23 protein-coding genes are annotated in these 26,263 nt (G+C 71.4%); 15 read left to right on the top strand and 8 right to left on the bottom strand.

Annotated elements, in window-relative coordinates:
* The 5 genes from KGA66_RS08610 to KGA66_RS08590 all read left to right on the top strand — a co-directional run bounded on the left by KGA66_RS08610 (window position 1) and on the right by KGA66_RS08590 (window position 5,453).
* Entirely contained in the window at window positions 1-1,323 is a 1,323-nt protein-coding gene (locus KGA66_RS08610) for a sulfate adenylyltransferase subunit 1 (protein ID WP_211466463.1), read from the top strand.
* 239 nt (window positions 1,324-1,562) lie between these two features.
* On the top strand, window positions 1,563-2,696 hold the full coding sequence (locus KGA66_RS08605) for an ABC transporter substrate-binding protein (protein ID WP_312886822.1): 1,134 nt from the start codon (window positions 1,563-1,565) through the stop codon (window positions 2,694-2,696).
* Between the two features lie 154 nt (window positions 2,697-2,850).
* The gene (locus KGA66_RS08600) at window positions 2,851-3,672 is read left to right on the top strand and encodes an ABC transporter ATP-binding protein (RefSeq protein ID WP_211466461.1); all 822 of its coding nucleotides are present in this window, start codon (window positions 2,851-2,853) and stop codon (window positions 3,670-3,672) included.
* 64 nt (window positions 3,673-3,736) lie between these two features.
* On the top strand, window positions 3,737-4,654 hold the full coding sequence (locus KGA66_RS08595) for an ABC transporter permease (protein ID WP_312886821.1): 918 nt from the start codon (window positions 3,737-3,739) through the stop codon (window positions 4,652-4,654).
* A gap of 37 nt (window positions 4,655-4,691) precedes the next feature.
* Complete coding sequence (locus KGA66_RS08590; RefSeq protein ID WP_211466458.1) at window positions 4,692-5,453, top strand: sirohydrochlorin chelatase; 762 nt, start codon at window positions 4,692-4,694, stop codon at window positions 5,451-5,453.
* Here KGA66_RS08590 and KGA66_RS08585 read toward each other — a convergent pair.
* The gene (locus KGA66_RS08585) at window positions 5,350-6,594 is read right to left on the bottom strand and encodes a polyphosphate kinase 2 family protein (RefSeq protein ID WP_312886820.1); all 1,245 of its coding nucleotides are present in this window, start codon (window positions 6,592-6,594) and stop codon (window positions 5,350-5,352) included. The two genes, KGA66_RS08590 and KGA66_RS08585, sit on opposite strands and share 104 nt — an antisense overlap.
* Window positions 6,595-6,783: 189 nt before the next feature.
* Between KGA66_RS08585 and KGA66_RS08580 the strand changes: the two genes are divergently transcribed.
* Window positions 6,784-7,551 carry a pyrimidine reductase family protein gene (locus KGA66_RS08580; protein WP_211466493.1) on the top strand — a complete coding sequence of 256 codons (768 nt, stop codon included), beginning with the start codon at window positions 6,784-6,786 and terminating at the stop codon, window positions 7,549-7,551.
* A 76-nt stretch (window positions 7,552-7,627) separates the two neighbouring features.
* A complete protein-coding gene (gene msrB, locus KGA66_RS08575; RefSeq protein WP_211466456.1) occupies window positions 7,628-8,047 on the top strand; it encodes a peptide-methionine (R)-S-oxide reductase MsrB in 420 nt (139 codons plus the stop codon).
* Window positions 8,048-8,577: 530 nt separating this feature from the next.
* Here the strand turns inward: msrB and KGA66_RS08570 are convergent.
* The 3 genes from KGA66_RS08570 to KGA66_RS08560 all read right to left on the bottom strand — a co-directional run bounded on the left by KGA66_RS08570 (window position 8,578) and on the right by KGA66_RS08560 (window position 10,570).
* Window positions 8,578-9,078, bottom strand: a complete 501-nt coding sequence (locus KGA66_RS08570) for a hypothetical protein (RefSeq protein ID WP_211466454.1) — start codon at window positions 9,076-9,078, stop codon at window positions 8,578-8,580.
* A complete protein-coding gene (locus tag KGA66_RS08565) occupies window positions 9,075-9,608 on the bottom strand; it encodes a helix-turn-helix domain-containing protein (RefSeq protein WP_211466452.1) in 534 nt (177 codons plus the stop codon). The genes KGA66_RS08570 and KGA66_RS08565 overlap by 4 nt, the downstream gene beginning before the upstream one ends.
* A gap of 707 nt (window positions 9,609-10,315) precedes the next feature.
* Entirely contained in the window at window positions 10,316-10,570 is a 255-nt protein-coding gene (locus tag KGA66_RS08560; RefSeq protein WP_211466450.1) for a hypothetical protein, read from the bottom strand.
* 12 nt (window positions 10,571-10,582) lie between these two features.
* Between KGA66_RS08560 and ureA the strand changes: the two genes are divergently transcribed.
* Genes ureA through KGA66_RS08545 form a run of 3 tightly spaced genes read left to right on the top strand, consistent with a single transcriptional unit; the run spans window position 10,583 to window position 14,208 of the window.
* Complete coding sequence (gene ureA, locus KGA66_RS08555) at window positions 10,583-11,392, top strand: urease subunit gamma (protein ID WP_211466448.1); 810 nt, start codon at window positions 10,583-10,585, stop codon at window positions 11,390-11,392.
* On the top strand, window positions 11,389-13,143 hold the full coding sequence (locus KGA66_RS08550) for an urease subunit alpha (protein ID WP_211466446.1): 1,755 nt from the start codon (window positions 11,389-11,391) through the stop codon (window positions 13,141-13,143). Before ureA ends, KGA66_RS08550 begins: the two co-directional genes overlap by 4 nt.
* Before the next feature lie 15 nt (window positions 13,144-13,158).
* Complete coding sequence (locus tag KGA66_RS08545; protein ID WP_211466444.1) at window positions 13,159-14,208, top strand: agmatine deiminase family protein; 1,050 nt, start codon at window positions 13,159-13,161, stop codon at window positions 14,206-14,208.
* Window positions 14,209-14,238: 30 nt separating this feature from the next.
* Here the strand turns inward: KGA66_RS08545 and hemQ are convergent, their stop codons facing one another.
* Genes hemQ through hemE form a run of 3 tightly spaced genes read right to left on the bottom strand, consistent with a single transcriptional unit; the run spans window position 14,239 to window position 17,494 of the window.
* Window positions 14,239-14,946: a hydrogen peroxide-dependent heme synthase gene (gene hemQ / locus KGA66_RS08540; protein ID WP_211466442.1), complete on the bottom strand. Its 708-nt coding sequence runs from the start codon at window positions 14,944-14,946 to the stop codon at window positions 14,239-14,241.
* Window positions 14,943-16,391, bottom strand: a complete 1,449-nt coding sequence (hemG, locus tag KGA66_RS08535) for a protoporphyrinogen oxidase (RefSeq protein ID WP_211466440.1) — start codon at window positions 16,389-16,391, stop codon at window positions 14,943-14,945. Before hemG ends, hemQ begins: the two co-directional genes overlap by 4 nt.
* Before the next feature lie 20 nt (window positions 16,392-16,411).
* Complete coding sequence (gene hemE, locus KGA66_RS08530; protein WP_312886818.1) at window positions 16,412-17,494, bottom strand: uroporphyrinogen decarboxylase; 1,083 nt, start codon at window positions 17,492-17,494, stop codon at window positions 16,412-16,414.
* A gap of 147 nt (window positions 17,495-17,641) precedes the next feature.
* Between hemE and KGA66_RS08525 the strand changes: the two genes are divergently transcribed.
* From KGA66_RS08525 to KGA66_RS08505, 5 genes are all read left to right on the top strand, one after another.
* Window positions 17,642-18,328, top strand: coding sequence for a DUF3000 domain-containing protein (locus KGA66_RS08525; RefSeq protein ID WP_211466436.1), 687 nt, complete (start codon window positions 17,642-17,644; stop codon window positions 18,326-18,328).
* Between the two features lie 487 nt (window positions 18,329-18,815).
* Entirely contained in the window at window positions 18,816-19,523 is a 708-nt protein-coding gene (locus KGA66_RS08520) for a response regulator transcription factor (protein ID WP_211466434.1), read from the top strand.
* Between the two features lie 273 nt (window positions 19,524-19,796).
* Window positions 19,797-21,050 carry an HRDC domain-containing protein gene (locus KGA66_RS31495; protein WP_211466432.1) on the top strand — a complete coding sequence of 418 codons (1,254 nt, stop codon included), beginning with the start codon at window positions 19,797-19,799 and terminating at the stop codon, window positions 21,048-21,050.
* 165 nt (window positions 21,051-21,215) lie between these two features.
* Complete coding sequence (locus KGA66_RS08510) at window positions 21,216-22,442, top strand: thiolase family protein (protein WP_211466430.1); 1,227 nt, start codon at window positions 21,216-21,218, stop codon at window positions 22,440-22,442.
* Window positions 22,439-24,547, top strand: a complete 2,109-nt coding sequence (locus KGA66_RS08505) for a 3-hydroxyacyl-CoA dehydrogenase NAD-binding domain-containing protein (RefSeq protein WP_211466428.1) — start codon at window positions 22,439-22,441, stop codon at window positions 24,545-24,547. The genes KGA66_RS08510 and KGA66_RS08505 overlap by 4 nt, the downstream gene beginning before the upstream one ends.
* Window positions 24,548-24,628: 81 nt before the next feature.
* On the opposite strand, the gene KGA66_RS08500 is transcribed toward KGA66_RS08505, so the two are convergent.
* Window positions 24,629-26,263 carry a hypothetical protein gene (locus KGA66_RS08500; RefSeq protein ID WP_211466426.1) on the bottom strand — a complete coding sequence of 545 codons (1,635 nt, stop codon included), beginning with the start codon at window positions 26,261-26,263 and terminating at the stop codon, window positions 24,629-24,631.

Genomic DNA, 26,263 nt, shown 5'->3' with positions numbered 1-26,263 from the left:
ATGGACACCGCCACGCCCACGGAAGTATCCCTGCTGCGCCTGGCCACCGCCGGTTCGGTCGACGACGGCAAGTCCACGCTGGTCGGGCGGCTGCTGCACGACTGCAAGGCGGTGTTCGCGGACCAGCTCGACGCGGTCGAGCGGGTTTCCCGCGAGCGCGGCCTGACCGGCGCGGACCTCGCGCTGCTGACCGACGGGCTGCGCGCCGAACGCGAGCAGGGCATCACCATCGACGTGGCGTACCGCTACTTCGCCACCCCGCACCGCAGGTTCATCCTCGCCGACACCCCGGGCCACGTGCAGTACACCCGCAACATGGTCACCGGGGCGTCCACCGCGCAACTGGCCGTGGTGCTGGTGGACGCGCGCAACGGCGTGGTCGAGCAGACCCGGCGGCACGCGGCCGTCGCGGCGCTGCTGCGGGTGCCGCACGTGGTGCTCGCGGTGAACAAGATGGACCTGGTCGGCTACGACGAGGCGGTGTTCGCGCCGATCGCGGACGAGTTCACCGCGTACGCCGCGCGGCTGGGCGTGCCGGACGTGACCGCGATACCGATCAGCGCGCTGGCCGGGGACAACGTGGTCGAGCCGTCCGCCTCGATGGACTGGTACGGCGGCCCGACGCTGCTGGAACACCTTGAGGCGGTGGACGTGGAGGAGGATCCGGCCGCGCACCCGGCACGCTTCCCGGTGCAGTACGTGCTGCGGCCGCAGACGCCCGGCGAGTTCCGCGACTACCGCGGCTACGCCGGGCAACTGGTCTCCGGGGTGCTGCGGCCGGGCGACCAGGTGGTGGTGCTGCCCTCGGGTCAGCGTTCGACGATCGCCGGGATCGACCGGCTCGGCGAGCGGGACGTCGAGGTCGCGTTCGCGCCGCAGTCCGTCACCCTGCGCCTGGCCGACGACCTGGACGTCTCGCGTGGGGACGTGATCGCCCCGGCCGCGCACGCCCCGCAGGCGACGCAGGACGTGGCCGCGACCGTGTGCCACCTGTCCGACCGGCCGCTGCGCCCGGGAGACAGGGTGCTGCTGCGGCACGGCACCAGGACGGTCAACGCGATCGTGCGCTCGCTGGACGCGCGCCTCGACATCGACACCCTCGCGGAGCAGCACGACGCCGACTCGCTGTCGGTCAACGAGATCGGCCGGGTGAGCTTGCGCACCGCGGCGCCGCTCGCCCTCGACCACTACACCGACAACCGGCGAACCGGCTCGTTCCTGCTGATCGATCCGAGCGACGGCGCGACGCTGACCGCCGGCATGGTCGGCACGCCGCTGTCCGCCGCCGCCGCCACCACCGCCGCGGCCGCGGGCGGGGTGTAACAGGTGCCTGACTTCATACTCGCCGGGATCGCCGGCGCGATCCACCCGCGGGAGACGGGTCGGCTGAGCGGGTGTACCGGTTCGCACCGCCGAGCCGCGCGCTGAGAGAACCGGAGACCTCTGATTCCGGCGAGAGCCCGCGGCCGGCGCATCCGACGCCCGCCACGCCGCGGTTCGGCCCGTCCGCACCGGAACAGCTCAGAGTCCTGATCTCGCTCGGCGCACAACGAGGAATCCACGTGTCCCCGCTTCATATCGCCCACGGCTCGCGATCCGCCCCCCATCCCGTCAGACGCGCGGTCCTCGGCATCGCCGCTCTGGCCGTCCTCTCACTGACCGCGGCCTGTGCGCACGCCGCCTCGCCGGTCAGCAGCACCGCGGTCGCCGCGGACGGCTCGGCTCCCGCTTCCGGCGCCCCTGCCGCCGAGGTGCGCCTGGGCTACTTCGCCAACGTCACGCACACCACCGCGATCGTGGGCGTCGCGAAGGACTTCTTCGCGCAGAAGCTCGGCTCGACCAAGCTGTCGACGCAGATCTTCAACGCGGGCCCGGACGAGATGACCGCGCTGCTCAGCGGCAAGCTCGACGCCGCTTACGCCGGGCCGTCCTCCGCGCTCAACGCCTGGGTCAAGTCGAAGGGCGGATTGACCATCGTCGCCGGAGCGCAGAACGCCGGCGCCGAACTGGTGGTCTCCTCGAAGATCAACTCGACCGCCGACCTCAGGGACAAGACCCTCGCCTCGCCGCAGCTGGGCAACACCCAGGACGTGGCGCTGCGCTACTGGCTCAAGCAGCAGGGTTACGCGACCGACCAGCAGGGCGGCGGCGACGTGAAGATCTCGCCGACCGACAACGCCACCTCGCTCACCTTGTTCGAGGCCGGGAAGATCGACGGCGCCTGGGTGCCCGAGCCGTGGGCTTCGCGCCTGGTCGTCGAGGGCAAGGGGCACGTTCTCGTGGACGAGAAGACGCTGTGGCCCGGCGGCCGGTTCGCCACCACGAACCTGGCGGTCTCCTCCACCTTCCTCCGGGCGCACCCACAGACCGTCAGGGCCCTGATCGATGGGCAGCTCGCCGCGAACGCCTGGATCACCGCCGACCCGGCCGAGGCGGCCGCTCTGGTCAACACCACGATCAAGTCGCTGACCGGCAAGTCGCTCAGGGACGCGGTGATCACCCGGGCCTGGGCCGAGGAGAACGTCACCGACGACCCGGAGGCGTCCTCGCTGCGCTCAAGCCTGGACCACGCGGTCGCCGACGGGCTGCTCAAGCCCACCCCGCTGAACGGCATCTACGACCTGACCCTGCTCAACCAGGCGCTGTCCGCGGCGGGCGACCCGGCCGTCTCGTCCGCGGGACTCGGCAGCCAGTAGCGCGCGAACAGCAGACGCGCCGAGAAACCGGCCGGCAGACCGACCGACCACCGACCGACCGACCGAATGCCTGCCAGACCCACCAGCCTTCCCGCCCCGCCCCGCCGGCCGCGCCACGAGCGCCGGGCGGCGGACCAAGGAGAGGAACAGCGAGATGACCCTGACGATCGACGAAGCTGCGCAAGCCCGGACGCTGACCGAGACGGCCGTGCGGTTGACCGGCGTGACCAAACGGTTCGGCAAGCAGACCGGCACGCCGGTGCTCGACGGCATCGACCTGGCCGTCGCGCCCGGCGAGTTCGTCTGCCTGCTCGGCGCGTCCGGCTGCGGCAAGTCGACGCTGCTGAACCTGATCGCGGGGCTGGACCCGGTCAGCTCCGGTTCCATCGAGGTCAGCGGCGGCCGGGCGGCGCTGATGTTCCAGGAGTCCGCGCTGTTTCCGTGGCTGACCGCGGCCGGGAACATCGAGCTGGCGCTGCGGCTTCGCGGAGTGGACAAGGCGCGGCGGCGCACCGAGGCGGAGCGGCTGCTGCGGTTGGTCCGGCTCGAAGGCGCGGCGAAGAAGCGCGCGCACGAACTGTCCGGCGGCATGCGCCAGCGCGTCGCGCTCGCCCGCGCGCTGGCGCAGCAGGCCGCGGTGCTGCTGATGGACGAGCCCTTCGCCGCGCTCGACGCGATCACCCGCGACGTGCTGCACGGCGAACTGACCGCGCTGTGGCAGGAAACCGGGGTGACCGTGCTGTTCGTCACGCACAACGTGCGCGAGGCGGTGCGGCTCGGGCAGCGGGTCGTGATGCTCTCTTCCCGGCCCGGGCGGGTGGCGCGCGAGTGGCGGGTCGACATCCCGCAGCCGCGCCGGATCGAGGACGCGGACGTGGCCGAACTGGCCCGGGAGATCACCGACGAGTTGCACCGCGAGATCACCCGGCACGGCCGGGTCGGCGTGGACAAGGGGGCGTCCGGCCATGCCTCATGACACAGCGGCTCATGACACAGCGGCCCGTGACACAGCGGCTCGTGACACGGCGCTGCCTGGCGCCGTGGCGCCTGGCACGGCGGCCGGCCCGGCGCCCGTGCCGGCCGCGGCCGATGACGGCGAGCAGTCCCTCGCCAGGCTCGAAGCGGGCCTCGACGCGCTGGAGAGCGCGGCCGTCTCGGACCGGCGCCCGTGGTGGCGGATCGTGCTCTCGCGCCTGCTGCCTCCCGCCGTCGCGCTGGCCGCGATCGTGCTGGTGTGGGACGTGCTGGTCTGGGCGCACGTGCGCTCCGGCGAGATCATGCTGCCCGGCCCGGGGGACGTGTGGAACTCACTGGTCGCCGAGTGGGGTCCGAGCCGGATCGGCGCGGCGGTCTGGGACTCGGTGTACCGCGCGGCGATCGGCTTCACCGCCTCGGTGCTGATCGGAACCGTGCTGGGCCTGCTGATCGCGCGGATCGCGCCGCTGCGCGCGGCGGTGCAGCCGCTGCTGTCCGGGTTGCAGAACCTGCCGTCGGTGGCGTGGGTGCCGATCGGCATCATCTGGTTCGGGGTGAGCCCGGCGACGATCTACACGGTGGTGCTGCTCGGCGCGGTGCCGTCGATCGCGGTGGGCCTGATCGACGGACTGGACCGGGTGCCGCCGATCTACCTGCGCGTGGGGCGCAACCTCGGCGCGCGCGGCCTGGACTCGGTGCGCTTCGTGCTGATCCCGGCGGCGCTGCCCGGCTACGTCTCCGGGATGAAGCAGGGCTGGGCCTTCGCCTGGCGCTCGCTGATGGCGGCGGAACTGATCGCCATCTCCCCGCAGCTGGGACCCGGCGTGGGCCAGGTGATGAAGTTCGCGCAGGAGAACCTGGACCTGCCGCTGGCGCTCGGCTCGATCATCATCATCCTGATCATCGGCATCGGCATCAACCAGCTCTTCTTCGCCCCGCTCGAACGCCGTCTGCTGCGTACGAGGGGACTGAGTCGAAGCTGACCACGCACCGATCCCGCCGACCGACCGGACCGAGGCCATGACCGAACCGCCCGCTCTGCTCGCCATCGCCCACGGCTCGCGCGATCCTCGGCATGCCGCGGCGCTGGCCGGGCTGCTCGACGCGGTGCGACGGGGACGGCCCGGCCTGCGCACCGCCCTGGGCTTCCTGGATCTGAGCCGCCCGCGGGTGCCCGACGCGCTCGCCAGCCTGCTCTCAGAGCACGAAGACGCCGGCGGCGTGACGCGGGTCGTGGCGCTGCCGTTGTTCCTCGGCCACGGCTACCACGTCGGGCACGACGTGCCGGCGGTGACCGCGCGGGCCGGCGATGCTCTGCGACGCCCGGTGCGGCTCATCGTCGCGCCGCCGCTCGGGCCGGATCCGCTGCTCGACCGCGCGCTCGCGTACCGGCTGCGCGAGCAGGGGGTGCACGCCGACGACCCGGAACTCGGCCTCGTGGTCGCGAGCGCCACCGCGGCGCCGCGCGCGACCCTCGACGCCATCGCGGCGTTGCGGGCGCGCGGCACCGCCCGGATCGCCGTCGCCTCGCGTTTCCTGGCGCCCGGACTGTTGTACGACCGGGTGCGCGCCGACGTGCTGGCCGCCGCGGTCCCGATCGCCGCGCCGCTGGCTACGCCCGACGACGAGCCGCCGGCCGACCTCGTGCGGTTGCTGTTGGAGCGTTACGCGCAGGCCGTCAGCCGGAAGCCAGCACCCGCTCCCGCTCGACCTCGACGTCGTAGTCACCCGGCGGATACTGCGGGTCGATCCGCTCCAGGGCCTCGATCAGCAGCCGCGTGATCGCGTAGTTGCGGTACCACTTGTGGTCGGCCGGCACGACGTACCAGGGCGCCTCGTCGGTGGAGCACTTCTCCAGCGCCCGACGGTAAGCCTCCTGATACTCGGGCCACAGCGCCCGTTCGTCCACGTCTCCCGGGTTGTACTTCCAACGCTTCGTCGGGTCGTCCAGGCGGGCGAGCAGCCGCCGCATCTGCTCGTCGCGTGAGATGTGCAGGAAGCACTTGACCAGCACCGTGCCTTCCGCCGTCAGCTGCTGTTCGAAGCGGTTGATCAGCTGGTAGCGCCGGCCGACGACCATCGGGGGCACCAGCTTGCGCACCCGCGCGATCAGTACGTCCTCGTAGTGCGAGCGGTCGAAGATGCCGATCTCGCCCGGTTCCGGCAGGGCCCTGCGGATGCGCCACAGGAAGTCGTGCTCGCGCTCCTGTTCGGTGGGCGCCTTGAACGCGGTCAGCCGGATGCCGTTCGGGTTCAGCTGCCCGACGACGTGGCGCACCGTGCCGCCCTTGCCGGAGGTGTCCATGCCCTGCAACACCAGCAGCACCCTGCGTGTGCTGTGCCCGCCCTGCGCGGCGGCGAACAGCCGCCGCTGCAGGTCGTCAAGACGGGCGGCGAGCTTGGGCAGTTCGTCCTCGGTCTGTTCGTGCGAGACCGCGCCGGGCGTCGCGCCCGGATCGATGTCCGCGAGGTCCACAGGTCCGAGGAGAATCCGCAGCTGGTCGCTCAGCGGCGTGTGCACGTCGATGGCTTGCTCCAGCAGTTGCGGTTGCGGTTGCGGTTGCTCAAACGGCTGCTCAAGCGGCTGCGGCTGGTCAAGCGGTTGCGGCTGGTCAAGCGGTTGCGGCTGCGGTTCGGAGTTGACCCGGTCCAGTTCGGCGGTGAGTATCTGCTCTGCGACCTGCTCGACGAGCCGCTGTGTCCGGGCCGCCCCGGCCTTGGCCTTCTTGCCGCCGTCCTTCGCGCCGTCCTTCTTCTTGGCCGCTTCGCTCTTGCCGCCGTCCTTCTTGGCCGTGTCCTTACCCGTGTCCTTACCCGTGCCCTCGGCCCTGGCCTTCTTGGCCGCGTCCTTCTTTTCGGCGTGATCCTTCTTGCCGTCCTTCGCGCCGTCCTTCTTCTTGGCCTTGCCTCCAGACTTCGCCACGCGCCCACTCCTCGATCAGCCGAGCCGTGCGCTCGGTCATTGATGCGATTCTCCCACTTCACCGGTCACCGTTCAGCGGTGCGCGGCGACCAGCGCAGCACCGGCGCCCGCCGGCCGCGCGGCACGAGCGCGGCCGGGCGGCCCGCGGGGACGGCTGCGGCCGCGGGCGCGCTGTGCCACGCTGAGGATGTGCGCCAACTGATTCCGCGACCGAACCGAGACGTCGAACCCGATCTGGCCGTGGTGTACGCCTACCCGGGCCACGCCCGCCGCTGGGTGCGCGCGAACATGGTTTCCTCCGCCGACGGCGCGGCCCAGGCCGAAGGCAAGTCGGCGGGGCTGTCCGGCGAGGCGGACAAGAAGGTCTTCCGGGCGCTGCGAGGGCTGGCCGACGTGATACTCGTCGGCGCGACCACGGTGCGCACCGAGGGATACCGGCAGCCCGCCGTACCCCGGGAGCAATACGCGCGCGCCCGCGCCGCGGCCGGGCAGCCGCCCGCCGCCACGATAGCTGTGGTCAGCGCCAGCCTCGACCTCGACTTCGACGCGCCGCTCTACCGCGAGGCGGTCGTGCCCACCATCACGATCACGGTCGGCGACGCGCCGCCGGACCGCCTGGAGGCGGCGCACGCGGCCGGCGAGGTGCTGATCGCGGGCACCGGTCGCGCGGACCTGGCCTTCGCCATCGACCGGCTCGCCGAGTCCGGCCGCGGACGCATCCTGTGCGAGGGCGGCCCGCACCTGCTCGCCGCGGTCGCACACGCGGGCCGCCTGGACGAACTGTGCCTCGCGTTGTCCCCGCAGTTGATCGGGGGCCACGCGATGCGCGTCATCGACGGGCGGCTGTTCGAACCGCCGCTGCCGCTGGCCCTGCACACGCTGCTGGTCGAGGATGGCTTCCTGTTCACCCGGCATCTCGTGGCGAATCCGCGGGCGGGCCACGCCACCGATTCGTGACGGTCGCGTATTACCGTTCGCTGACCGAACCGTCCGAGCGATGCGACGACGACCGCACGGGCCTTACGCTCGAAACATGACGTACGAGGTGAAGAAGTCCGAAGACGAGTGGCGGGCCGAGCTCTCCCCGCAGGAGTTCCGCGTGCTGCGGCAGGCGGGGACCGAACCGGCGTTCACCGGCGAGTACACGGACACCGAGACGGTCGGCGTGTACAAGTGCCGGGCCTGCGGGAACGAACTGTTCCGCTCCGAGACCAAGTTCCACTCGCACTGCGGCTGGCCGTCCTTCTTCGACCCGGCGGACTCGAAGGCGGTCGAGCTGATCGAGGACCGCGCGTTCGGCATGGTGCGCACCGAGGTGCGCTGCGCCCGCTGCGGCTCGCACCTCGGTCACGTCTTCGAGGGTGAGGGCTACCCGACGCCGACCGACCAGCGCTACTGCATCAACTCGATCAGTCTGACCATGGAGCCCGTCGACGAAGCGCCGGAGTCCTGACCAGCGGGGACACGCGCGCATCGACGGCTGATTTGGTCACGGTGGCCGGGTTGGTCACCGATTGCTCACACCGTTTTCGCGGTACCAGCGCGGAGGTCCACCAGCGCCACGTTGTTGATGCCGAAGGACTCGATTGCTCACACCGTTTTCGCGGTACCAGCGCGGAGGCCTTCTCGGCGGCGCCGCGCGAGACACCCGCCAACAGGTGCTGGTAGAGGTCAGCGGTGATCGTCGTCGAGGAGTGCCCGATCCGCTTGGACACCAGCGCCATGTCGACCCCGGCCGCGAGCGCGCAGCATCTCATGCATACCGCCGAGGCTACCCGCGTACGCCGTGTGCCGGGCAATGCAGCGCGGTTGACGAGTTTTTCGTGAGTAGGCGCCTGCGGCCACACTGGGAGGCTGCGCTGCGCACGCTTGCGCCAATTCAGCGAGCGGTCTGCGCATGCGTGTCCGTCAACCGTATATGGATCAGCGATCGAGCAAGATTATGCGGCCGTGGGCGGCGACATGCCTAATATCGCCAGATAGTCACACGACATCTCTGCCCAAATCTTGCCGAGTGTCATCTGCCGACGCGTCTTGTCTGGGAACTAGCGTCCCGAAGGTCGGAGGGGGGATTAGAGTCGTGAGCATCACGCCCACCAGACCGATCCTCGTCGCCAGTTCGTGCGTGTTCTGCCGCAGGTACGGATACGCGTCCTTGAAAGCGATTCGTGCGACGAAATTGCCGACGACGAGCCCGGTGGGATCCGGCAAGTCAGCGATGGTGTACGCGAGACCGATACCAACCTTGATCTCAGCGACTTCTGGGCCTCCGTCGCCGGTGACGACCTTCGTGGTCAACGTGAAGCGCACGACAAGGCCACCGTCGACCGGGGTGATGCCCGCGTCAAGATTCGAGGTAAAGCCGCTGGCCGCATCGGGCGAGAACCGTATGGCGTGGCATTCGACGACGTCCAGCGCGCCAAGCGGTGCCTTTTGGGCGAGTTCGTCAACGGCCCGCAGAACTTGCTCGTCCGGCTCGCTCACTGCGGTGCCCCTACGACGATCGGCTGAAGTTGCGGGCGGTAGATCGCGCGTTGCGCGGCGGCAGAGGCGGCTGTCGTGGCACCGACCGCGCCGGACCAGGTGCCTCTCTGGTCGGTGTAAAGAGGGATCGTCCCGGCGAGCATCACGGCGGCCAGCACGTTTTCGCGCCCGCCCGGAGCCACGGCAGCGCCGGCAAGATGCTGGCCCATAGGCTCGAGCGAGAGCAGCGTGCGCCGCAGCAGCACGTGCTCACGCGGCTGCCCAGCTGGCACGAGCTCGACGGTCATTTCGAACCCAGTCGCGTGCAAGTACTCTGCGAGGGTGTTGATGCGCAGGTTACCGTCACCGCGTAATACCTGGTTCACCGCAGACTTGCGCACGCCGAGCTTCTTGGCCAGCTGAACCTGGTTGAGCCCGGAGGCACGCTGAGCGCGATGTACGAGCTTGAGTACCTCATGGCGCAGCCGGGCGGCGGCAAGGTGCCGACTGCCATCCTCGGTGCGCGCGAGGCGGTCATATAGACTGGTCACGGCGTTCGTCCACCTCCACGTCCTGCGTTCGTACCCACAGAGCCTTGTCAATCTCCTGGCGAGGCGCCAGCCATGTGCGCTTGAGGAAGCCGTGCGTCAAACGGATCGCGCCGGACCGGGTGCGGGGGACTTCGAAGAACGGCAGACGTACGTCGCCAGGCTTGAGCTCTCGGATCCCGTCGCGCAGATCGTTGAGCTCGCGTGGGACCTCTAGCGTCTCGTTGTCGGCGTACTCCTCAAGCAGGATCGCGATGTCCGCAACTCGTCTGCGGTCCTTGGCGTTTCGGGAGGACTCCAGCTTGCGCAGATAGTCCTCCGCGGGGGATGTCCGCCTCGATCATGTGATGCGTCCCAGTCTCATAGACGATACGCCCGCAATCCGGACAGTTCGGCCGCCTCGGTATAGTCAAAACTGTACCCGATCTCCGTTCAGCGAACCATGTGCCCTGCCTCACGCGGCACTTGTGTCGGCGAAGCGAGTGTAGGACCAACGCAGTATGGGGCGCGGCGGATCTACCGATTCCGGCGTGCTCGGGACAAATGTCATCTTTGAAACCCCACCTCGCCCAGACTCGGAAAGCCCCGGACGGGCCTTTGCTCTCCGTGTCAGCACACCGCGGGTTGCGCGAAGACCATCTCAGATCCCGCGGCCGGTGCCAGCGAATGCGGCGGGGCTTAAGCTGCGGGTTCGCGAACACGCTGAAGCGTCACGGCGCACCGTCCGGCGACACTGGGGTTTGCGGAAACTCGATCAGCCTGGCCCTGGAACCGGCGGACGAGTAGGCGACGACGGCTTTGCAGTTCGCCAGGCGGACCGGAGAAACCGGCACAACCTGGCCCGCGAGATCCTTTGCGCAGGCGCCGGGGATGCGGTTGGCTGGAACGCAGCCGACCGCGCTGTGCGGCAGCCCGGCTGTCGCCGTCGCGCGGTCTTCCACCTTCCACGCCGACTCGTGGTCCACGCGGGAGCCCGGATGCGCCTGACCCCCACCGAACGGGACCGGCTGCTGCTGTACAGCGCGGCGCAGCTGGCCCGGGACCGGCGTGCGCGCGGACTGCTGCTCAACGTCCCGGAGGCGGTCGCGCTGATCGCCGACACGGTGTGCGAAGCGGCGCGGGACGGGCTGCGGCTGTCCGAAGCCATCGAGGCCGGGCGCAGCGTGCTGTCCGCCGCCGAAGTCCTGCCCGGCGTACCGGACATCGTCACCGAGGTCCAGGTCGAGGCGGTCTTCGACGACGGGACGCGGCTGGCCGTGATCAGCGAACCGTTCGCCGGCGCCGGTTCGCTCGGCGGACGCGCGCCGGGAGCGATCCTCCTGCGCGAAGAACGCAACGGCGCAGCGCACGCGGGCGAGCGCGCTTACCGCGACCGCGACGGTCACGCGGACGGCCACGACCACGACCACGATGGTCACGGGGACGGTCACGGTGACGCAGCCGGCACTCACCCCGCGGCGACACTCACCGTCCGCAACACCGGCGACGTGCCGATCTCGGTGACCAGCCACTTCCACTTCTTCGAGGTCAACCGCCGCCTCGCCTTCGACCGCGCCGCCGCGTACGGGCTGCGGCTCGACATCCCGGCCGGCTCCTCCGTCCGCTTCGAACCGGGAACCGAGGTGCGCGTCGCCCTCGTGCCGATCGGCGGGGCGCGCATCGCCATCGGGTTCTCCGGGCTGGTCGACGGACCACTGGACGCCCCGGGCGCGCGCGCGGCGGCCATCGCGCGGGCGGAAGCGGAAGGCTATGCAATGGAACTGCCGGCCGAGGACGGCGCGCGGTGACCGGCCTCGACCCCCGCGACTACGTGTCCGTACACGGCGCCCGCGCCGGCGACAGGATCAGGCTCGGCGACACGAACCTCGTCATCGAGGTCGAACACGACGCGCAGGAACCCGGCGGCGAGTTCCTGGCCGGATTCGGCAAGACCGCCCGCGACGGCCTGCACCTGAAGGCCGCCTCGGTCGCGCAGACCTGCGACCTGGTCATCAGCAACGTCGTCGTCATCGACACCGCGCTGGGCATCCGCAAGGTCTCCATCGGCGTTCGCGCGGGCCGGATCCACGCGATCGGCCGCGCCGGCAACCCGGACACCCTCGGCGGCGTGGACGTCGTCGTCGGCACCGGCACCGCGATCGTCTCCGGCGAGGGCCTGATCGCCACCGCCGGGGCCGTCGACACCCACGTGCACCTGCTCTCGCCACGCATCATGGAGGCCTCGCTCGCCTCCGGGGTGACCACGATCATCGGCCAGGAGTTCGGCCCGGTCTGGGGCGTCGGAGTGAACTCACCGTGGGCGCTGCGGCACGCCTTCAACGCCTTCGACGCCTGGCCGGTGAACATCGGCTTCCTCGCCCGCGGTTCCTCCTCGCACCCGGCACCGCTGATCGAGGCGCTGGCGGAGGGCGGCGCGTCCGGCTTCAAGGTGCACGAGGACATGGGCGCGCACGCCCGCGCGCTCGACACCGCGCTGCGTGTCGCAGAGGACTACGACGTGCAGGTCGCGGTGCACACGGACGGCCTCAACGAGGCGCTGAGCGTCGAGGACACGCTGTCCGTGCTGGACGGGCGCACCATTCACGCGTTCCACATCGAAGGCTGCGGCGGTGGGCACGTGCCCGACGTGCTGCGACTCGCCGGCGAACCGAACGTGATCGGCTCATCGACCAACCCCACCCTGCCGTTCGGGCGCGACGCGCTCGGCGAGCACTTCGGCATGATCGTCTCCGCGCACGGGCTGAAACCCGACCTGCCTGGGGACGCCGCGCTGGCCCGCGACCGGATCCGGGCCGGGACCATGGGCGCGGAAGACGTGCTGCACGACCTGGGCGTCATCGCGATCACCTCTTCCGACGCGCAGGGCATGGGCCGCGCCGGGGAGACGGTGCGCCGGACCTTCGCGGTCGCGGACAAGATGAAGGCGGAGCGCGGCGCGCAGATCGACGGCCTGGCCGCCGAACGCGACTCGGGCGCGGCGCGCGGCGGCGGCGGCGCGACGGTGAACGACAACGACAACGACAACGACAACGACAGGGTGCTGCGTTACATCGCGAAGCTGACGGTGAATCCGGCCATCGCGCACGGTCTGGCTCACGAGATCGGCACGCTGGAGGTCGGCAAGCTCGCCGACATCGTGCTGTGGCATCCCGCTTCCTTCGCCGCCAAACCGAACCTGGTACTCAAGGCCGGCTTCCCGGCCTACGGCGTGGTCGGCGACCCGAACGCATCCACCGACCGCTGCGAGCCGCTGGTCTACGGCCCGCAGTTCGGCGCGCACGGCGCCACCGCCGCCGACCTTTCCGTCGCCTTCGTCGCGCAGGCGGCCGCGCAGCTGTCGGCGGATCGGATGCCGACGCGCCGACGCCGGGTCGCCGTGCGCGGCACCCGCGGCATCGGGCCCGCGGCGATGGTCCGCAACAGCCGCACGGGCGCGGTCCGCGTCGACCCGGCCACCGGGCTGGTCACCCTCGACGGCCGGCCGGTCGAGTCGACACCCGCGCACTGGGTTCCCCTCTCCCGCCTCTACTTCCTCTAGGAGCCGCGCGCCGCCATGTCCACACCAGCAGAGCACGGATACGCCATGCCGGCCGAGTGGCAGCCGCACGAGCGCACCTGGATGGCCTGGCCCACCGAGGGCTACACGCTCGGCGACGAGCCCGACGAGGCGTACCGGGCCTGGTCGCAGGTCGCGAACACGATCTGCCGACACGAGCCGGTCACCATGGTGGTCGACCCCTGCGCGGCGGCCGCCGCCTCGGCCCGGCGCTGGCTCGACCCGGCCGTCACGCTGGTCGAGCGGCCCCTGGACGACGCCTGGATGCGGGACATCGGCCCCACCTTCCTGACCCGCCCGGCCCGCGCCGGCAAACCGGCCGGCCTCGCCGCCGCGGACTGGGTCTTCAACGGCTGGGGCGGGCAGTCCTGGGCGAAGTGGGGCAGGGACGGCGAGATCGGCGAGAGCGTGGCCGAGCTGGCCGGGGCGCACCGCTTCGCCTCGCCGCTGGTCAACGAGGGCGGCGGCATCCACGTGGACGGCGCGGGCACCGTCCTGGTCACCGAGACCGTGCAACTCGACCCCGGCCGCAATCCGGGCTGGACCCGCGAACAGGTCGAGCAGCAGCTGCGCGGATTCCTGGGCGTGCGCAAGGTGCTGTGGCTGCCGCGCGGCCTGACCCGCGACTACGGCGAGTTCGGCACGCGCGGGCACGTCGACGTCGTGGCCGCCTTCGTGAAGCCGGGGGTCGTGGTGGTGCACACGCAGCCGGATCCGGCGCATCCGGATCACGAGGCCTGCAAGGAGAACGCGGCGCTGCTGCGCGCGGCGAGCGACGCGCGGGGCCGCCGCCTGGAAGTGGTCGAACTGCCCGCGCCGACGGTGCTGGAGCAGGACGGCGAGCCGGTCGACTACTCCTACGTCAACCACTACCTGGCCAACGGCCTGACGCTCATGTGCGGGTTCGACGATCCGCGCGACGAGCAGGCCGCCGAGATCTTCGCCCGGCTGCTGCCGGAACGCAAGATCGAGTTCGTCGACGCGCGCCCGATCTTCGCCCGCGGCGGCGGGATCCACTGCATCACGCAGCAGCAACCGCGCAGGTGAGCCGGCTGCGGCGCCGGACCCGTGGCCCGGCTACGGCAGCGCGTCGACGATCTCCTCGACGGCACGGCGGCGGCCGGTGAAGAACGGCACCTCCTCGCGCACGTGGCGCCGGGTCTCCGAGCCGCGCAGGTGCCGCATCAGGTCCACGATCCGGTGCAGTTCGTCCGCTTCGAAGGCGAGGATCCACTCGTAGTCGCCGAGCGCGAACGAGGGCACCGTGTTGGCCCGCACGTCCGGGTACTCGCGGGACATCATGCCGTGCTCGGCCAGCAGCGTGCGGCGCTCCGGGTCGGGCAACAGGTACCACTCGTACGAGCGCACGAACGGATACACCGCGATCCACGCGCGGGGCGCCTCGCCGGCCAGGTAGGCGGGGATGTGGCTCTTGTTGAACTCCGCCGGCCGGTGCACCGCCATGTTCGACCACACCGGCGCGCAGGCGCGCCCGAGCCCGGTCTTGCGGAAGCGGGAGTACGCGTCCTGAAGCGCCTCGGCGCTCTCCGCGTGCCACCAGATCATGAGGTCGGCGTCGGCGCGCAGGCCGGAGACCTCGTAGGTGCCGCGCACGACCACGTCCTTCTCGGCCAGCTCGGCGTAAAGCTCCTCGACCTCCTGCGCGTAGGCGGCGCGTCCCTCCTGCGGCAGCGGTCCGGCAGCCCGGAACACGGACCACGCGGTGTAGCGGATCACCTCGTTCAGCTCGCGGGCCTTGCGGCTGATCGGCGCGGCCTCGGTCATGGCTGCTCGCGTCCTTCCTTTATGGTGTCGAATGCGTTGCGTGCGGAGGCGATGCACGCCGGAATACCCACGCCGTCGTACGCGGCTCCGGCCACCGCGATGCCCGCGGGCAGTGCGGCGCGGATCGCGGCCACGCGGTCGAGATGCCCGACGGCGTACTGCGGCAGAGCGCTCATCCACCGCTGCACGTGCGCGTCGACGGGCGCGGCGGCCATCGTGATCACCTCTCCTAGGTCCGACAGCGCGGCCTTGACCAGGTCCTCGTCGTCGCGGTCGAGGTCCCGCTCCTCGCCGTGCCGGCCGAGCGACGTGCGCAGAATGACCAGGTTCCCCGCCGCGTGCGCCATCCAGGGCCACTTGGCGGTGGAGAAGGTCGCCGCCTTGATCGTGCGGCCGTCCACCGGCGGCACCAGGAAGCCGGAACCGGGCAGGCCCTCGGGCCCGAGCGCGGCCGCCGGGAAGGCGAGGGTGATCACGGCCATCGAGGCGTATTCGATCCCGCCGAGCTGCCGGACGGCGGTCTCGGCGTGTCCGGAGAGCAGCCGCGCGGCCTCCGGCGCGGGAACGGCCAGCAGCACGGCGTGCACGTCGAGCGCGGTGCCGTCGGACAGCTCCAGCCGCCAGCCGCCGGACGTCTTGATCAGCGTCCTGACACCGGTGCCGATGCGCACGTCGGCGCCGTGCCCGCGGGCGTCCTCGGCCACCGCGGACGGCAACCGGCCCACGCCGCCGCGGATGCCCGCGAACACCGGTGTCGCGGTGCCCGCGTCGCTCGCCGAGCGGGTCATGAGCAGGTCGCGCACGCCGTTGGCCAGCGAGGTGCCGGCCGCGGCCAGCGCGGCCAGCTGCGGCACCGTGGCGGCCAGCGAGAGCCGGTCCGCGTGGCCCGCGTAGACGCCGCCCAGCAGCGGCTCGACCACCCGGTCCACCACCTCGCGCCCGAGGCGCTTGGCCACGTACTCGCCCACCGCGACATCGCCCTCGACCGGCGTGCGCGGCAGCAGCCGATCGGCCCGTACCCGCGCCAGCGCGGCGGCGTTCAGCAGCCCGCTGGCGGCCAGCGCGCGCAGGTCTCCGGGTACGCCCATGATCTGTCCGCCGGGCAGCGGATGCAGCTCGCCGCGAGAGTAGATGCCGGCGGCGGTGGTCGCCGGGTGAACCACGTCCTCGCCGAGGCCGACCTCCCGCGCCAGGCCGGTGCCCTCGGGCCGCCGGGCCCGAAGCGATTCGGCGCCCAGATCCACCTGCACGCCCGCGACCGCGCCGAGCGCGAGCTTCCCGCCGGCGCGCGTGTCCGCTTCGAGGAGGGTCACCCGCCAGCCGTCACGGGCGGCGGCCTGGGCCGCGGCCAGGCCGGTGATGCCGCCGCCGACGACGGCCAGCCGGTCGCCTGCGGGCTTGGACGCGGACGCTGACGCGTCGGGGAAAGCGGTCGGGGAGCTCATCGCCGTCATCGGCCTCCGTGCTAGTTCCGGGCGGCGACGCCCTCGGTCGCCTCGTGTACGAGCTCGACGATTCGGGCCAGCACGTCTGGATCGGTCTGCGGCCCGACGCCGTGCCCCAGGTTGAACACGTGTCCTTCCACGCCTTCCGCGTCGCGCAGGACCCGGCGCGTGGCCGCTTCGACGGCTTCCCAGGGCGCGAATACGACGGCGGGGTCCAGGTTGCCCTGCACCGCCCTGCCCGGGCCGATCCGGTGCGCGGCCTCGTTCAGCGGAACCCGCCAGTCCACGCCGACCACGTCCGCGCCGGCCTCGCCCATCAGTGCGAGCAGTTCGCCGGTCCCGACCCCGAAGTGGATGCGCGGCGCGCCGAACCGCGCCACCGCGTCGAGCACCTTCGCCGAAGCGGGCATGACGTGCGCGCGGTAGTCGACCGGGGCCAGGGCGCCGACCCAGGAGTCGAACAGCTGCACCGCGCCGGCGCCCGCGCTCAGCTGCACGCTCAGGAACGCGGCGGTGATGTCGGCGAGCCGGTCCAGCAGCGCGTGGAACAGGTCGGGCGCCCCGTACATCATCGCCTTGGTCTGTTCGTGGCCGCGCGAAGGGCCGCCCTCGATCAGATAGCTGGCCAGGGTGAAGGGAGCGCCGCCGAAGCCGATCAGCGGAGTCGGGCCCAGTTCGGCGGTCAGCATTTGCACGGCTTCGGTGATGAAGGACAGGTCCTCGGGCGTGGGCACCCGCAGCCGGTCCAGGTCGGCCGCGGTCCGGAAGGGCTGCTCGACCACCGGGCCGACCCCCGGCTTGATGTCCAGGCCGAGTCCGATCGCCTTGAGCGGCAGCACGATGTCGCTGAAGAAGATGGCGGCGTCCACGCCGTAGCGGCGCACCGGCTGCATCGTGATCTCGGCGACTATCTCCGGGATCGTGCACGAGGTCAGCATCGGCACGCCCTCGCGCAGCTTGCGGTACTCCGGCAGCGACCGTCCGGCCTGGCGCATGAACCACACCGGGGTGTGCGGAACCGGTCGGCGCCGGCAGGCGAGCAGGAAGGCCGATTCGGTCCGCTGCGGGCTGGAAGCCGGCGGGGTCGGGGTCGCACCGTTCACTCCCCGATCCTCCCACGCCTCGTACCTCCTGCGGCACGGTGGTCGGCACAAGCCGCCGCCACATTGTGTGATGACTTTCACAAGTCACTCCCCCGGCCTCCGCGCGGCGCGGCGCGAACCGATGCGGCGCGGACGTACCCTGCCGGTATGGCCGACGCGCACCGCGGGCACCACGGGTTCCGCACCGCCCAACCGCAATCGGAGGCGGCGCTGCCGCCGCCGCTGCGCGGGGCGATCGCGGGGATCGCCGCGGTACCGCTGCGCCCGCAGTTCGAACTGGAGGCGCTGCCGCCGCCGCGACGGCTGGCCACCTTCAGCCACGCGGTGTCGGTCGCGGTGTGCGATCCGGACGGCGACGAGATCGCGTCCGGCCGCTTCGTCGTGCTCTACGAGCCGCAGGGCCAGGACGAGTGGCGCGGGGTGTTCCGCTGCGTGACGCTCGCGCAGGCCGACCTGGAGGCCGAGATCGCCGAGGATCCGCTGCTGCCGGACGTGGCCTGGTCCTGGCTCACCGAGGCGCTGGACCAGCGCGCGGCCCGGCACGCGGTGCTCGGCGGCACGGTCTCGCGTTCCGCGTCCATGTCGTTCGGCGAGTTGGCCGAGCGCCCGGCGAGCACGTCGGTCGAACTGCGCGCATCCTGGACCCCGGCGGCGCCGTCCGGGACCGGAGCCGGGGATGGTGTCGGCGGTGGCACCGGCGAAGGCGAGTGGACCGAGGCGCAGGCTCAGGCGGCCTTCGAGGCACACTTCCAGGCTTGGCTGGACCTGATCGCCACCGCGGCCGGGCTGCCTCCGCTGGTCGCCGGGGTCACCGTGCTGCCGACCTCGCGCTGATCGTCCCGAGCGCCTACGCGACCGCGCGTCGGGTCCTTATGCACCGACACGGATAACCATCCCTTGACTTTTGGGTGACCTCGCCTGTCAGGACACTTTGGACAACTGAGGTCTATTCGTCCATGCAGGTGAATATCGACACATGATTACCCGGATGCGTGAGCGGGTAGGTCCCGATTCCACCCTTTGTCGAGGCGGTGCGGCGCCTGGCTGACGAGCGGCGATCTGTGCTGGTCAGCGCTCAGACGCGAAGCCGCCGAGGGGAAGGGGACGCCCGGCGGGCGGGCGGCGGCGGATCGCCGCCGCCCCCGTCCGGGTGGAAACAACGAGTGAATCCCGCTGCGACAGCCCTTTTGTTAGGCGGCAGCGGATGGCCGTCACGCTAAAGGTCGCCACCCACATTGCCGATTTCTCACCCGTAGAACCCCATCCGGTCGCGTTCCTCCACTGTCTGCGGCCGTTCCCCCGTCCCTCCCCGGGAGGCCAGGTGTCGGTACTCGTCGATCACACAGCGAGTTTGCTGGCCTATCGGCCGGCCAAACTCACCGCAATGGTCGTTGTTCACGACCTGAGGGTGCGAACCTCAGTCACTCGGCATTTGTGGGCGCTGGGCGTCCGCGACGTCGTAGAGGCATCGAACATCGCGGAAGCCCGCACGCGGATGGCGACGCCACGCGACATCGCCGTCGTAGACGTGCACCTGCCGGACGGCCCCGGCCTCGCCCTGCTCGCGGAGATGCGCAATTCCGGCTGGAGCAGCGCGGTGGCCATCTCCACCGCCGACGACACGAACGCGGTGCGCGCGGCGCTGGCCTCCGGCGTGCGCGGCTACGTCGTCACCGGGGCGCGCGCCCTGCCGCAGGTCCGGCCGGGCTTCGGCAGCGTGTCGGGGCTGCCGCCGCACCTGCGCCAGCAGCGGCTGGCCGCGATGAGCGGGGCCGCCGGAACCGCCGCCGCGCTGGCGGTGGGCGCCGTACCGAACACCATGAACGCCGGGTGCCGGGAGCTGTCCGCCCGCGAGATCGAGGTGCTGCGCCTGGTCGCGGACGGCCGCTCCAACAAGGCGATCGGCCAGACCATGGGGCTGTCCGCGCTGACGGTCAAGAGCCACCTTGCCCGCATCGCCCGCAAGCTCGGCACCGGAGACCGCGCCGGGATGGTGGCCGTCGCCATGCGCGGCGGCATCATCGCCTAGCAAACAGGCCGGCCCAGCCAGCCGAACGAGACTTCACTGAAGGGGGCGTACGAGCCGTTTCCGGGCGTCGCGCGAACGTACGAACGTCCGCGCGACGCCCGGGTTGTCGCCGGCCTCAGCTCAGCGGGCGTCCCGAGTCTCACCGTCCCGAGCTTCCCGAACGGTGTGGGCGGGCGCGAAGCGGCGCGCGCACCACAGCCATAGGCCGGCTGCCAAGGCCAAGAGCGGGGAATCAAGCGTCTAAGCGGGGCGTGCGCGCGTTACGGTAAGGGCGTGACCGTTGACGCCCGCGAGCAGCCGCCGCCGAACCCCGATGCCGTGCCCCTCCTCGCTCCGCGTGACGGCGTACCCGACGTCATCGCCGACGGCGAAGCACTCGCGGCGACGGTCGCGGCGTTCGCGGCGGGCAACGGGCCGGTCGCCGTCGACGCCGAACGGGCGTCGGGCTACCGATACAGCCAGCGCGCGTACCTGGTGCAGTTGCGGCGAGAGGGCGCGGGCACCGCACTGATCGACCCGATCGCCTGTCCCGATCTCTCCACACTCGGCACGGCGCTGGCGCAGACTGAATGGGTCTTACACGCCGCGGCACAGGACTTGGTCTGCCTGCGTGAGGTCGGCCTCGCCCCGTCGCGGATCTTCGACACGGAACTCGGCGGACGACTCGCCGGTTACGCACGCGTCGGTCTCGGCCCGATGGTCGAGGAACTGCTCGGCTACTCGCTGGAGAAGGGGCATTCGGCGGACGACTGGTCCACACGGCCGCTGCCCGAGCCGTGGCTGCGTTACGCCGCCCTGGACGTCGAACTCCTGGTCGATCTGCGCGACGCGGTACACCGCGATCTGCACCAGCAGGGCAAGCTCGCCTGGGCGGAACAGGAGTTCGCGGCGGTTCTGGCCGCGGCTCCGCATCCTCCGCGCGCTGAGCCCTGGCGCCGCACTTCCGGCATCCACAAGGTGCGTAAGGCGCGCAACCTCGCCGTCGTGCGGGCGCTCTGGGAGCACCGGGACATGCTGGCGCGGCGCCGGGACATGACGCCGGGCCGGGTGCTGCCCGACAGCGCGATCATCGAGGCGTCGATCAGCCTGCCAGAGACGGTCCAGCAGTTGCGCGCCGTGCCGGGCTTCTCCGGTCGTACCCGCTCGGTCGACGCGGTGGGTTACCTGGCCGCGCTGCGCAGTGCGCTCCAACTGCCGGACTCCCAGCTGCCTTCCACGCAGCCGGTGCACGACGGCCCGCCGCCCGCGAAGTCCTGGGAGCGCAGCGCACCGGAGGCGGCGGCCCGCCTCGCCGCGGCGCGCCCGGCGGTCGCCGCGATAGCGGACGAGCACCTGATACCGGTCGAGAACCTGCTGTCCCCGGATCTGCTGCGCCGGCTGTGCTGGACACCCCCCGCCGATCTCGACGACGAGGTCATCAGCGAGACGTTGCGTTCCAGCGGCGCCCGCGCCTGGCAGGTCGAACTGACCGCACACGTGATCGGCGCGGCCCTGCGGCGCGAGGCGGGCCGCCCGGCCTCGCTGTAGCCCGCCGCGCCGCGCCGGGGTCGGGACGACGAAAGCGCGGCTCAAGCGGGCCGCGCCGCGCCGCAATCCCCGGGTACCGCTTCTTGTTACTGGCGGGTAGCATGGCCGCAGACCGGCGCTACCGGTCGCAGACCATTCGAAAGCGCAGAATTCCAGGAGAGCCCTGTGCCCCGTACCGCACGCGACGTCGTCTTCGTGGACGGCGTACGCACCCCGTTCGGCAAGGCAGGTCCCAAGGGCATCTATGCCGAGACCCGCGCCGACGACCTGATCATCAAGTGCATCCGGGAGCTGGTGCGGCGCCATCCCGAGCTGCCGCCCGAGCGGATCGGCGAGGTCGCCATCGCCGCGACCACCCAGATCGGCGACCAGGGCCTGACCCTCGGGCGCACCGCCGCGCTGCTGGCCGGGCTGCCCAAGACCACGCCCGGATACTCGATCGACCGGATGTGCGCCGGCGCGATGACCGCGGTGACCACCGTGGCCGGCGCCGTCTCGCTCGGCGCGGTGGACGTGGCGATCGCCGGTGGTGTCGAGCACATGGGCCGGCACCCGATGGGCGAGGGCGTGGACCCGAACCCCCGCTTCGTCTCCGAGCGGCTCGTCGACGATTCCGCGCTCGTCATGGGGCAAACCGCGGAGAACCTGCACGACCGCTTCCCCGGCATCACCCGCGAGCGCGCCGACGCCTACGCGCTGGGCTCACAGCTCAAGGTCGCCAAGGCGTACGCCGACGGAAAGATCCAGCCCGACCTCGTCACGGTGGCCACCCGCAACACGCTGGCGTCGCAGACGCCGACCGGCGCCGGCTGGGGTCTGGCCACCGCGGACGAGCCACCGCGCCCGGACACCACCCTGGAGGGCCTGGCCGGGCTCAAGACCCCGTTCCGGGTGCGCGGACGGGTCACCGCGGGCAACTCCGCGGGCCTGAACGACGGGGCCACCGCCTCGATCATCGCCGCCGAGGACGTGGCCCGCGAGCTGGGCCTGCCGATCAGGATGCGGCTGGTCTCCTTCGCCTTCGCCGGGGTCGAGCCGGAGGTCATGGGCTACGGCCCGGTTCCGGCCACCGAGAAGGCGCTGGCCTCGGCCGGGCTGGGCATCGAGCAGATCGGCCTGTTCGAGATCAACGAGGCGTTCGCGGTGCAGGTGCTGGCCTTCCTGGAGCACTACGGCATCGCCGACGACGACCCGCGGGTCAACCAGTACGGCGGCGCGATCGCGCTCGGCCACCCGCTGGCCTCCTCCGGCGTACGCCTCATGACGCAGCTGGCCCGCCAGTTCGAAGAGCACCCCGAGGTGCGCTACGGCCTGACCACCATGTGCATCGGCATCGGCATGGGCGGATCCGTGATCTGGGAGAACCCGCACTTCGAAGGAGATGCCAAGTGAGCGAGTCGGCACAGCAGGCCGCCGGGGTCTTCCCGGACGAAGTGGTCACCTCGGCCCCCGTCCGCGTGCTCGACCTGCCCAGCGGCGCGGGCAGGTTCGCCCTGATCACCCTGGACAACGGCTTCGACCACACCAAGCCCACCACCTTCGGCCCGCGCGGACTGGTCAACATCGGCGCGGCCCTCGACGAGGTCGCGCGGCTGGCCGACTCCCGCGAGATCGTGGCCGCGGGCGTGACGGGCAAGCCGTTCATCTTCGCTGTCGGCGCCGACCTCAAGGGCATCGAGGTGGTCACCGAGCGGGAACAGGCCTACGCGATCGCCAAGGCCGGCCACGACGTCCTGCGCCGTCTCGGCGAGCTGTCCGTGCCCACGTTCGCGTTCATCAACGGCGCGGCGATGGGCGGCGGCGTGGAGATCGCGCTGCACTGCACTTACCGCACGATCTCGGCCGGAGTTCCGGCGCTCTCGCTGCCCGAGGTCTTCCTCGGCCTGATCCCCGGCTGGGGCGGCACGCAACTGCTGCCGCGGCTGATCGGGCCCGACGCGGCCGTGACCGTCATCATCGAGAACTCGCTCTCGCAGAACCGGCAGCTCAAGGGTCCGCAGGCGTACGAACTCGGCATCGCCGACGCGCTGTTCGAGCCGGCCGACTTCCTGGAGGAGTCGCTGGCCTGGACCGCGAGCGTGCTGCGCGGCGAGCTGGTGATCGAGCGCAGGCACTACTCGCACGAGCAGTGGGACGCGGCGGTGGCCCGCGGCAGGCAGGTCGCGGACGCCAAGGTGCACGGCGCGACCCCGGCGCCGTACCTGGCGCTGGACCTGATCGCCAAGGCGCGCACCGCCTCGCGTGACGAGGGCTTCGCCGCCGAGGACGAGGCGCTGACCGACCGCATCATGAGCGAGGAACTGCGCAGCGGCATCTACGCCTTCAACCTGGTGCAGAAGCGGGCCAAGCGCCCGGCCGGCGCGCCGGACAAGGCGCTGGCCAGAGCGGTGACCAAGGTCGGCATCGTCGGCGCCGGCCTGATGGCCTCCCAGCTGGCGCTGCTGTTCGCGCAGCGCCTCTCCGTGCCGGTGGTGATGACCGACGTCGATCAGGAGCGGGTGGACAAGGGCGTCAGATACGTCCACGAACAGCTGGAACTCCAGGCGCTCAAAGGCCGGCTGAACGCGGACAAGCTCAACCGGCTCAAGGCGCTGGTGTCCGGCTCGCTGACCAAGGAAGTCTTCGCGGACGCCGACTTCGTGATCGAGGCGGTCTTCGAGGAACTCTCGGTCAAGCAGCAGGTCTTCGCGCAGCTCGAAGCGGTCGTGCGGCCGGACTGCGTGCTGGCGACCAACACCTCCTCCCTGTCGGTCACCGAGATGGCGGCCGCGCTGGAACACCCGGAGCGGGTGGTCGGCTTCCACTTCTTCAACCCGGTCGCGGTGCTGCCGCTGCTGGAGATCGTGCGCGCGCAGAAGACCGACGACGCGTCCCTGGCCACCGCCTTCGCCGTGGCCAAGCAGCTGAAGAAGTCCAGCGTCCTGGTCAAGGACGCCCCGGCGTTCGTGGTCAACCGGCTGCTGACCCGATTCCTCGGCGTGGTCAACGAGGTGCTGGACGAGGGCACCCCGGTGCAGGTCGCGGACGGCGCGCTCGAACCGCTCGGCCTGCCGATGTCGCCGCTGGTGCTGATGGAGCTGGTCGGCCCGGCGGTCGCGCTGCACGTCTCGGAGACGCTGCACGCCACCTACCCGGACCGCTTCTCGGTCTCCGAGAACGTGCGGCGCCTGGTCGGCGCGGGCAAGAAGGCGTTCTACCTGCCCGGCACCACCACGCTCGACCCCGAGGTCGAGGCGCTGCTGGAGATCGGCGAGAGGCCCTCGACGGCGCAGGAGGTGCGCGAGCGCGCCCTGTCCGCCATCGCCGAGGAGATCGACCTCATGCTCAAGGACGGCGTCGTGGCTGAGGCGCAGGACATCGACCTGTGCATGATTCTCGGCGCGGGCTGGCCGTTCCACCTCGGCGGCATCACCCCGTACCTGGACCGAACCGGCGTCGCGGAGAAGGTGACGGGCCACCGCTTCCTGCCGGTCGGCTCGGCTTCGCTGCCCGCCTGACGCACGGACGCGTCGGCCCCGGCCGGATCACCCGGCCGGGGCCGACGCGTCTGCGCCACCGCCCTCGCGGTGCGCGGCGCGTCAGAAGTTCGGCGCCTTCGCCTGGATCAGGTCCGCCAGCAGATTGGTCCGGTAGACCATGATGTCCCTGCCCGCGACGCGGTAGACCGCTTCCGGCTGTCCGTATGCGGCCTCGACGTCGGCTTCACGCAGCCCTGGAGTGCCGGGGTTTGCGACGAAGAAGTCGGCGTAGTTGTGCGCGGGGTCGTACCAGGACGTCTTCGTCACCCACGCGTAGACCGCGTACTGGTGTTTCTGCGTCTGGACGACGGCGCGCACCCCTACCGCGTTGCCGGAGTCGACCGTGGTCGACGAGGCGTCCCAGTACCCGGCGATGCCGTACTTGTACCCGTGCGCCTTGAGCCATGCGGCGACCGTCTCCTGCGGCGCGATTCCGGCGGGCCTGAAGTCGGTCGCGAACACCGCCACCGCCACGAGCCCGGACGCGGCGGCGAGCACCGGTAGCCGGCGCGCTGCGGGCAGCGGCAGATTGCGGGCCGCCAGCGCCACGATCATGGGGATCACACCGAGGAACTCGTAAGCACTGCCCGCTCCCGGCAGCACCATCGTCGAGAACGCGAAGGCGGCGAGGTAGGTCGGGACGCCGACGGTGAGCAACTGGTCGGCCGCAGCCGCCCGCGGCCAGCTCAGAAGCGTGCGCACGGCGCCGTAGAGCCCGGCAAGCAGCACGAACGCGCCCAGGACCGCGGCGATCGGCCACAACGGCCGGGTCGGCGTGCTCGTCGGGATGTCGAACAGCGTCAGCAGGCTGATCAGGGTCGAGTGCAGGTGCCCCAGCCACAGGTGGGAGTCGGCCAGCCGCGTCTTGGGCGGCACCATCGAGTACGCGCCCCAGGTGCGCAGGGCGGCGCGCAGGGTCGCCTGGGCCGGCACCGACGCGGCGGCCGCGACGGCCATCCACAGGTCGGGCGTGATCAGTCGGCGCGCGAACAGCGGCCGCGAAGCGCACACGAGCACGACGGGCAGCACGCCGACGTACTTGACCGTGGCGTCGCCCAGTTGCCCGAGCACCAGCAGCGCGAACAGGCACCAGGTGGCCCACCGCCGCCCGGCCGCCCGGTCGCACAGCAGGTAGGCGCCGAGGATGAAGACCGCCGTGCCGATGTGGTCCGGCGCCTCCAGCAGCGTCGGAGCCAGGTCGCCTTCGAACATGGGGAAGGCGAGGAACGCCGCGACCAGGCCGAAGCGGCAGTACGCGCGCGCTCCACGTTCATCGCCCCTGACCAGCCAGGCGGTGACCAGCATCACCAGCGTGTACGTCAGGCCACTGACGACGTGCATGGTCGTCGCGCCGAGCCCCATGATGCGTTCGAGGACGGCGTAGAGCACCGTCTCGAAGGTGTAGAAGTTGGCGTCCCCGGTGATCCAGTGCCGCAGCTTCGGATTGTGGTGCCACAGATCCCAGCCCTGCAGCGCTATGTTCGCGGTGTCCGAGCCGCTGGCCGCGGCGCTGGAGAGAATCCAGCACAGCAGCCAGTAGAGCGACCCGGCGCCGAGAATCACGCCGGCGGCGACCAGCCCGCGCCGCGTCACGAGGGCGGCCAGGCGCCTTCGCACTTCGGCCCCGGCACCCGCTTGCGCGCCCGCCGGCGCCTCGGCGGACGCCCGCGTGAGCTCCTCCGTGTCCGCCGGCAT

This window comes from Actinocrinis puniceicyclus (genome assembly GCF_018283645.1).
In the GTDB taxonomy this organism is placed as follows: Bacteria; Actinomycetota; Actinomycetes; order Streptomycetales; family Catenulisporaceae; genus Actinocrinis; species Actinocrinis puniceicyclus.
The sequence above is the reverse complement of the archived record's forward strand: the minus strand, read 5'-3'. Positions and strand labels throughout refer to the sequence as shown.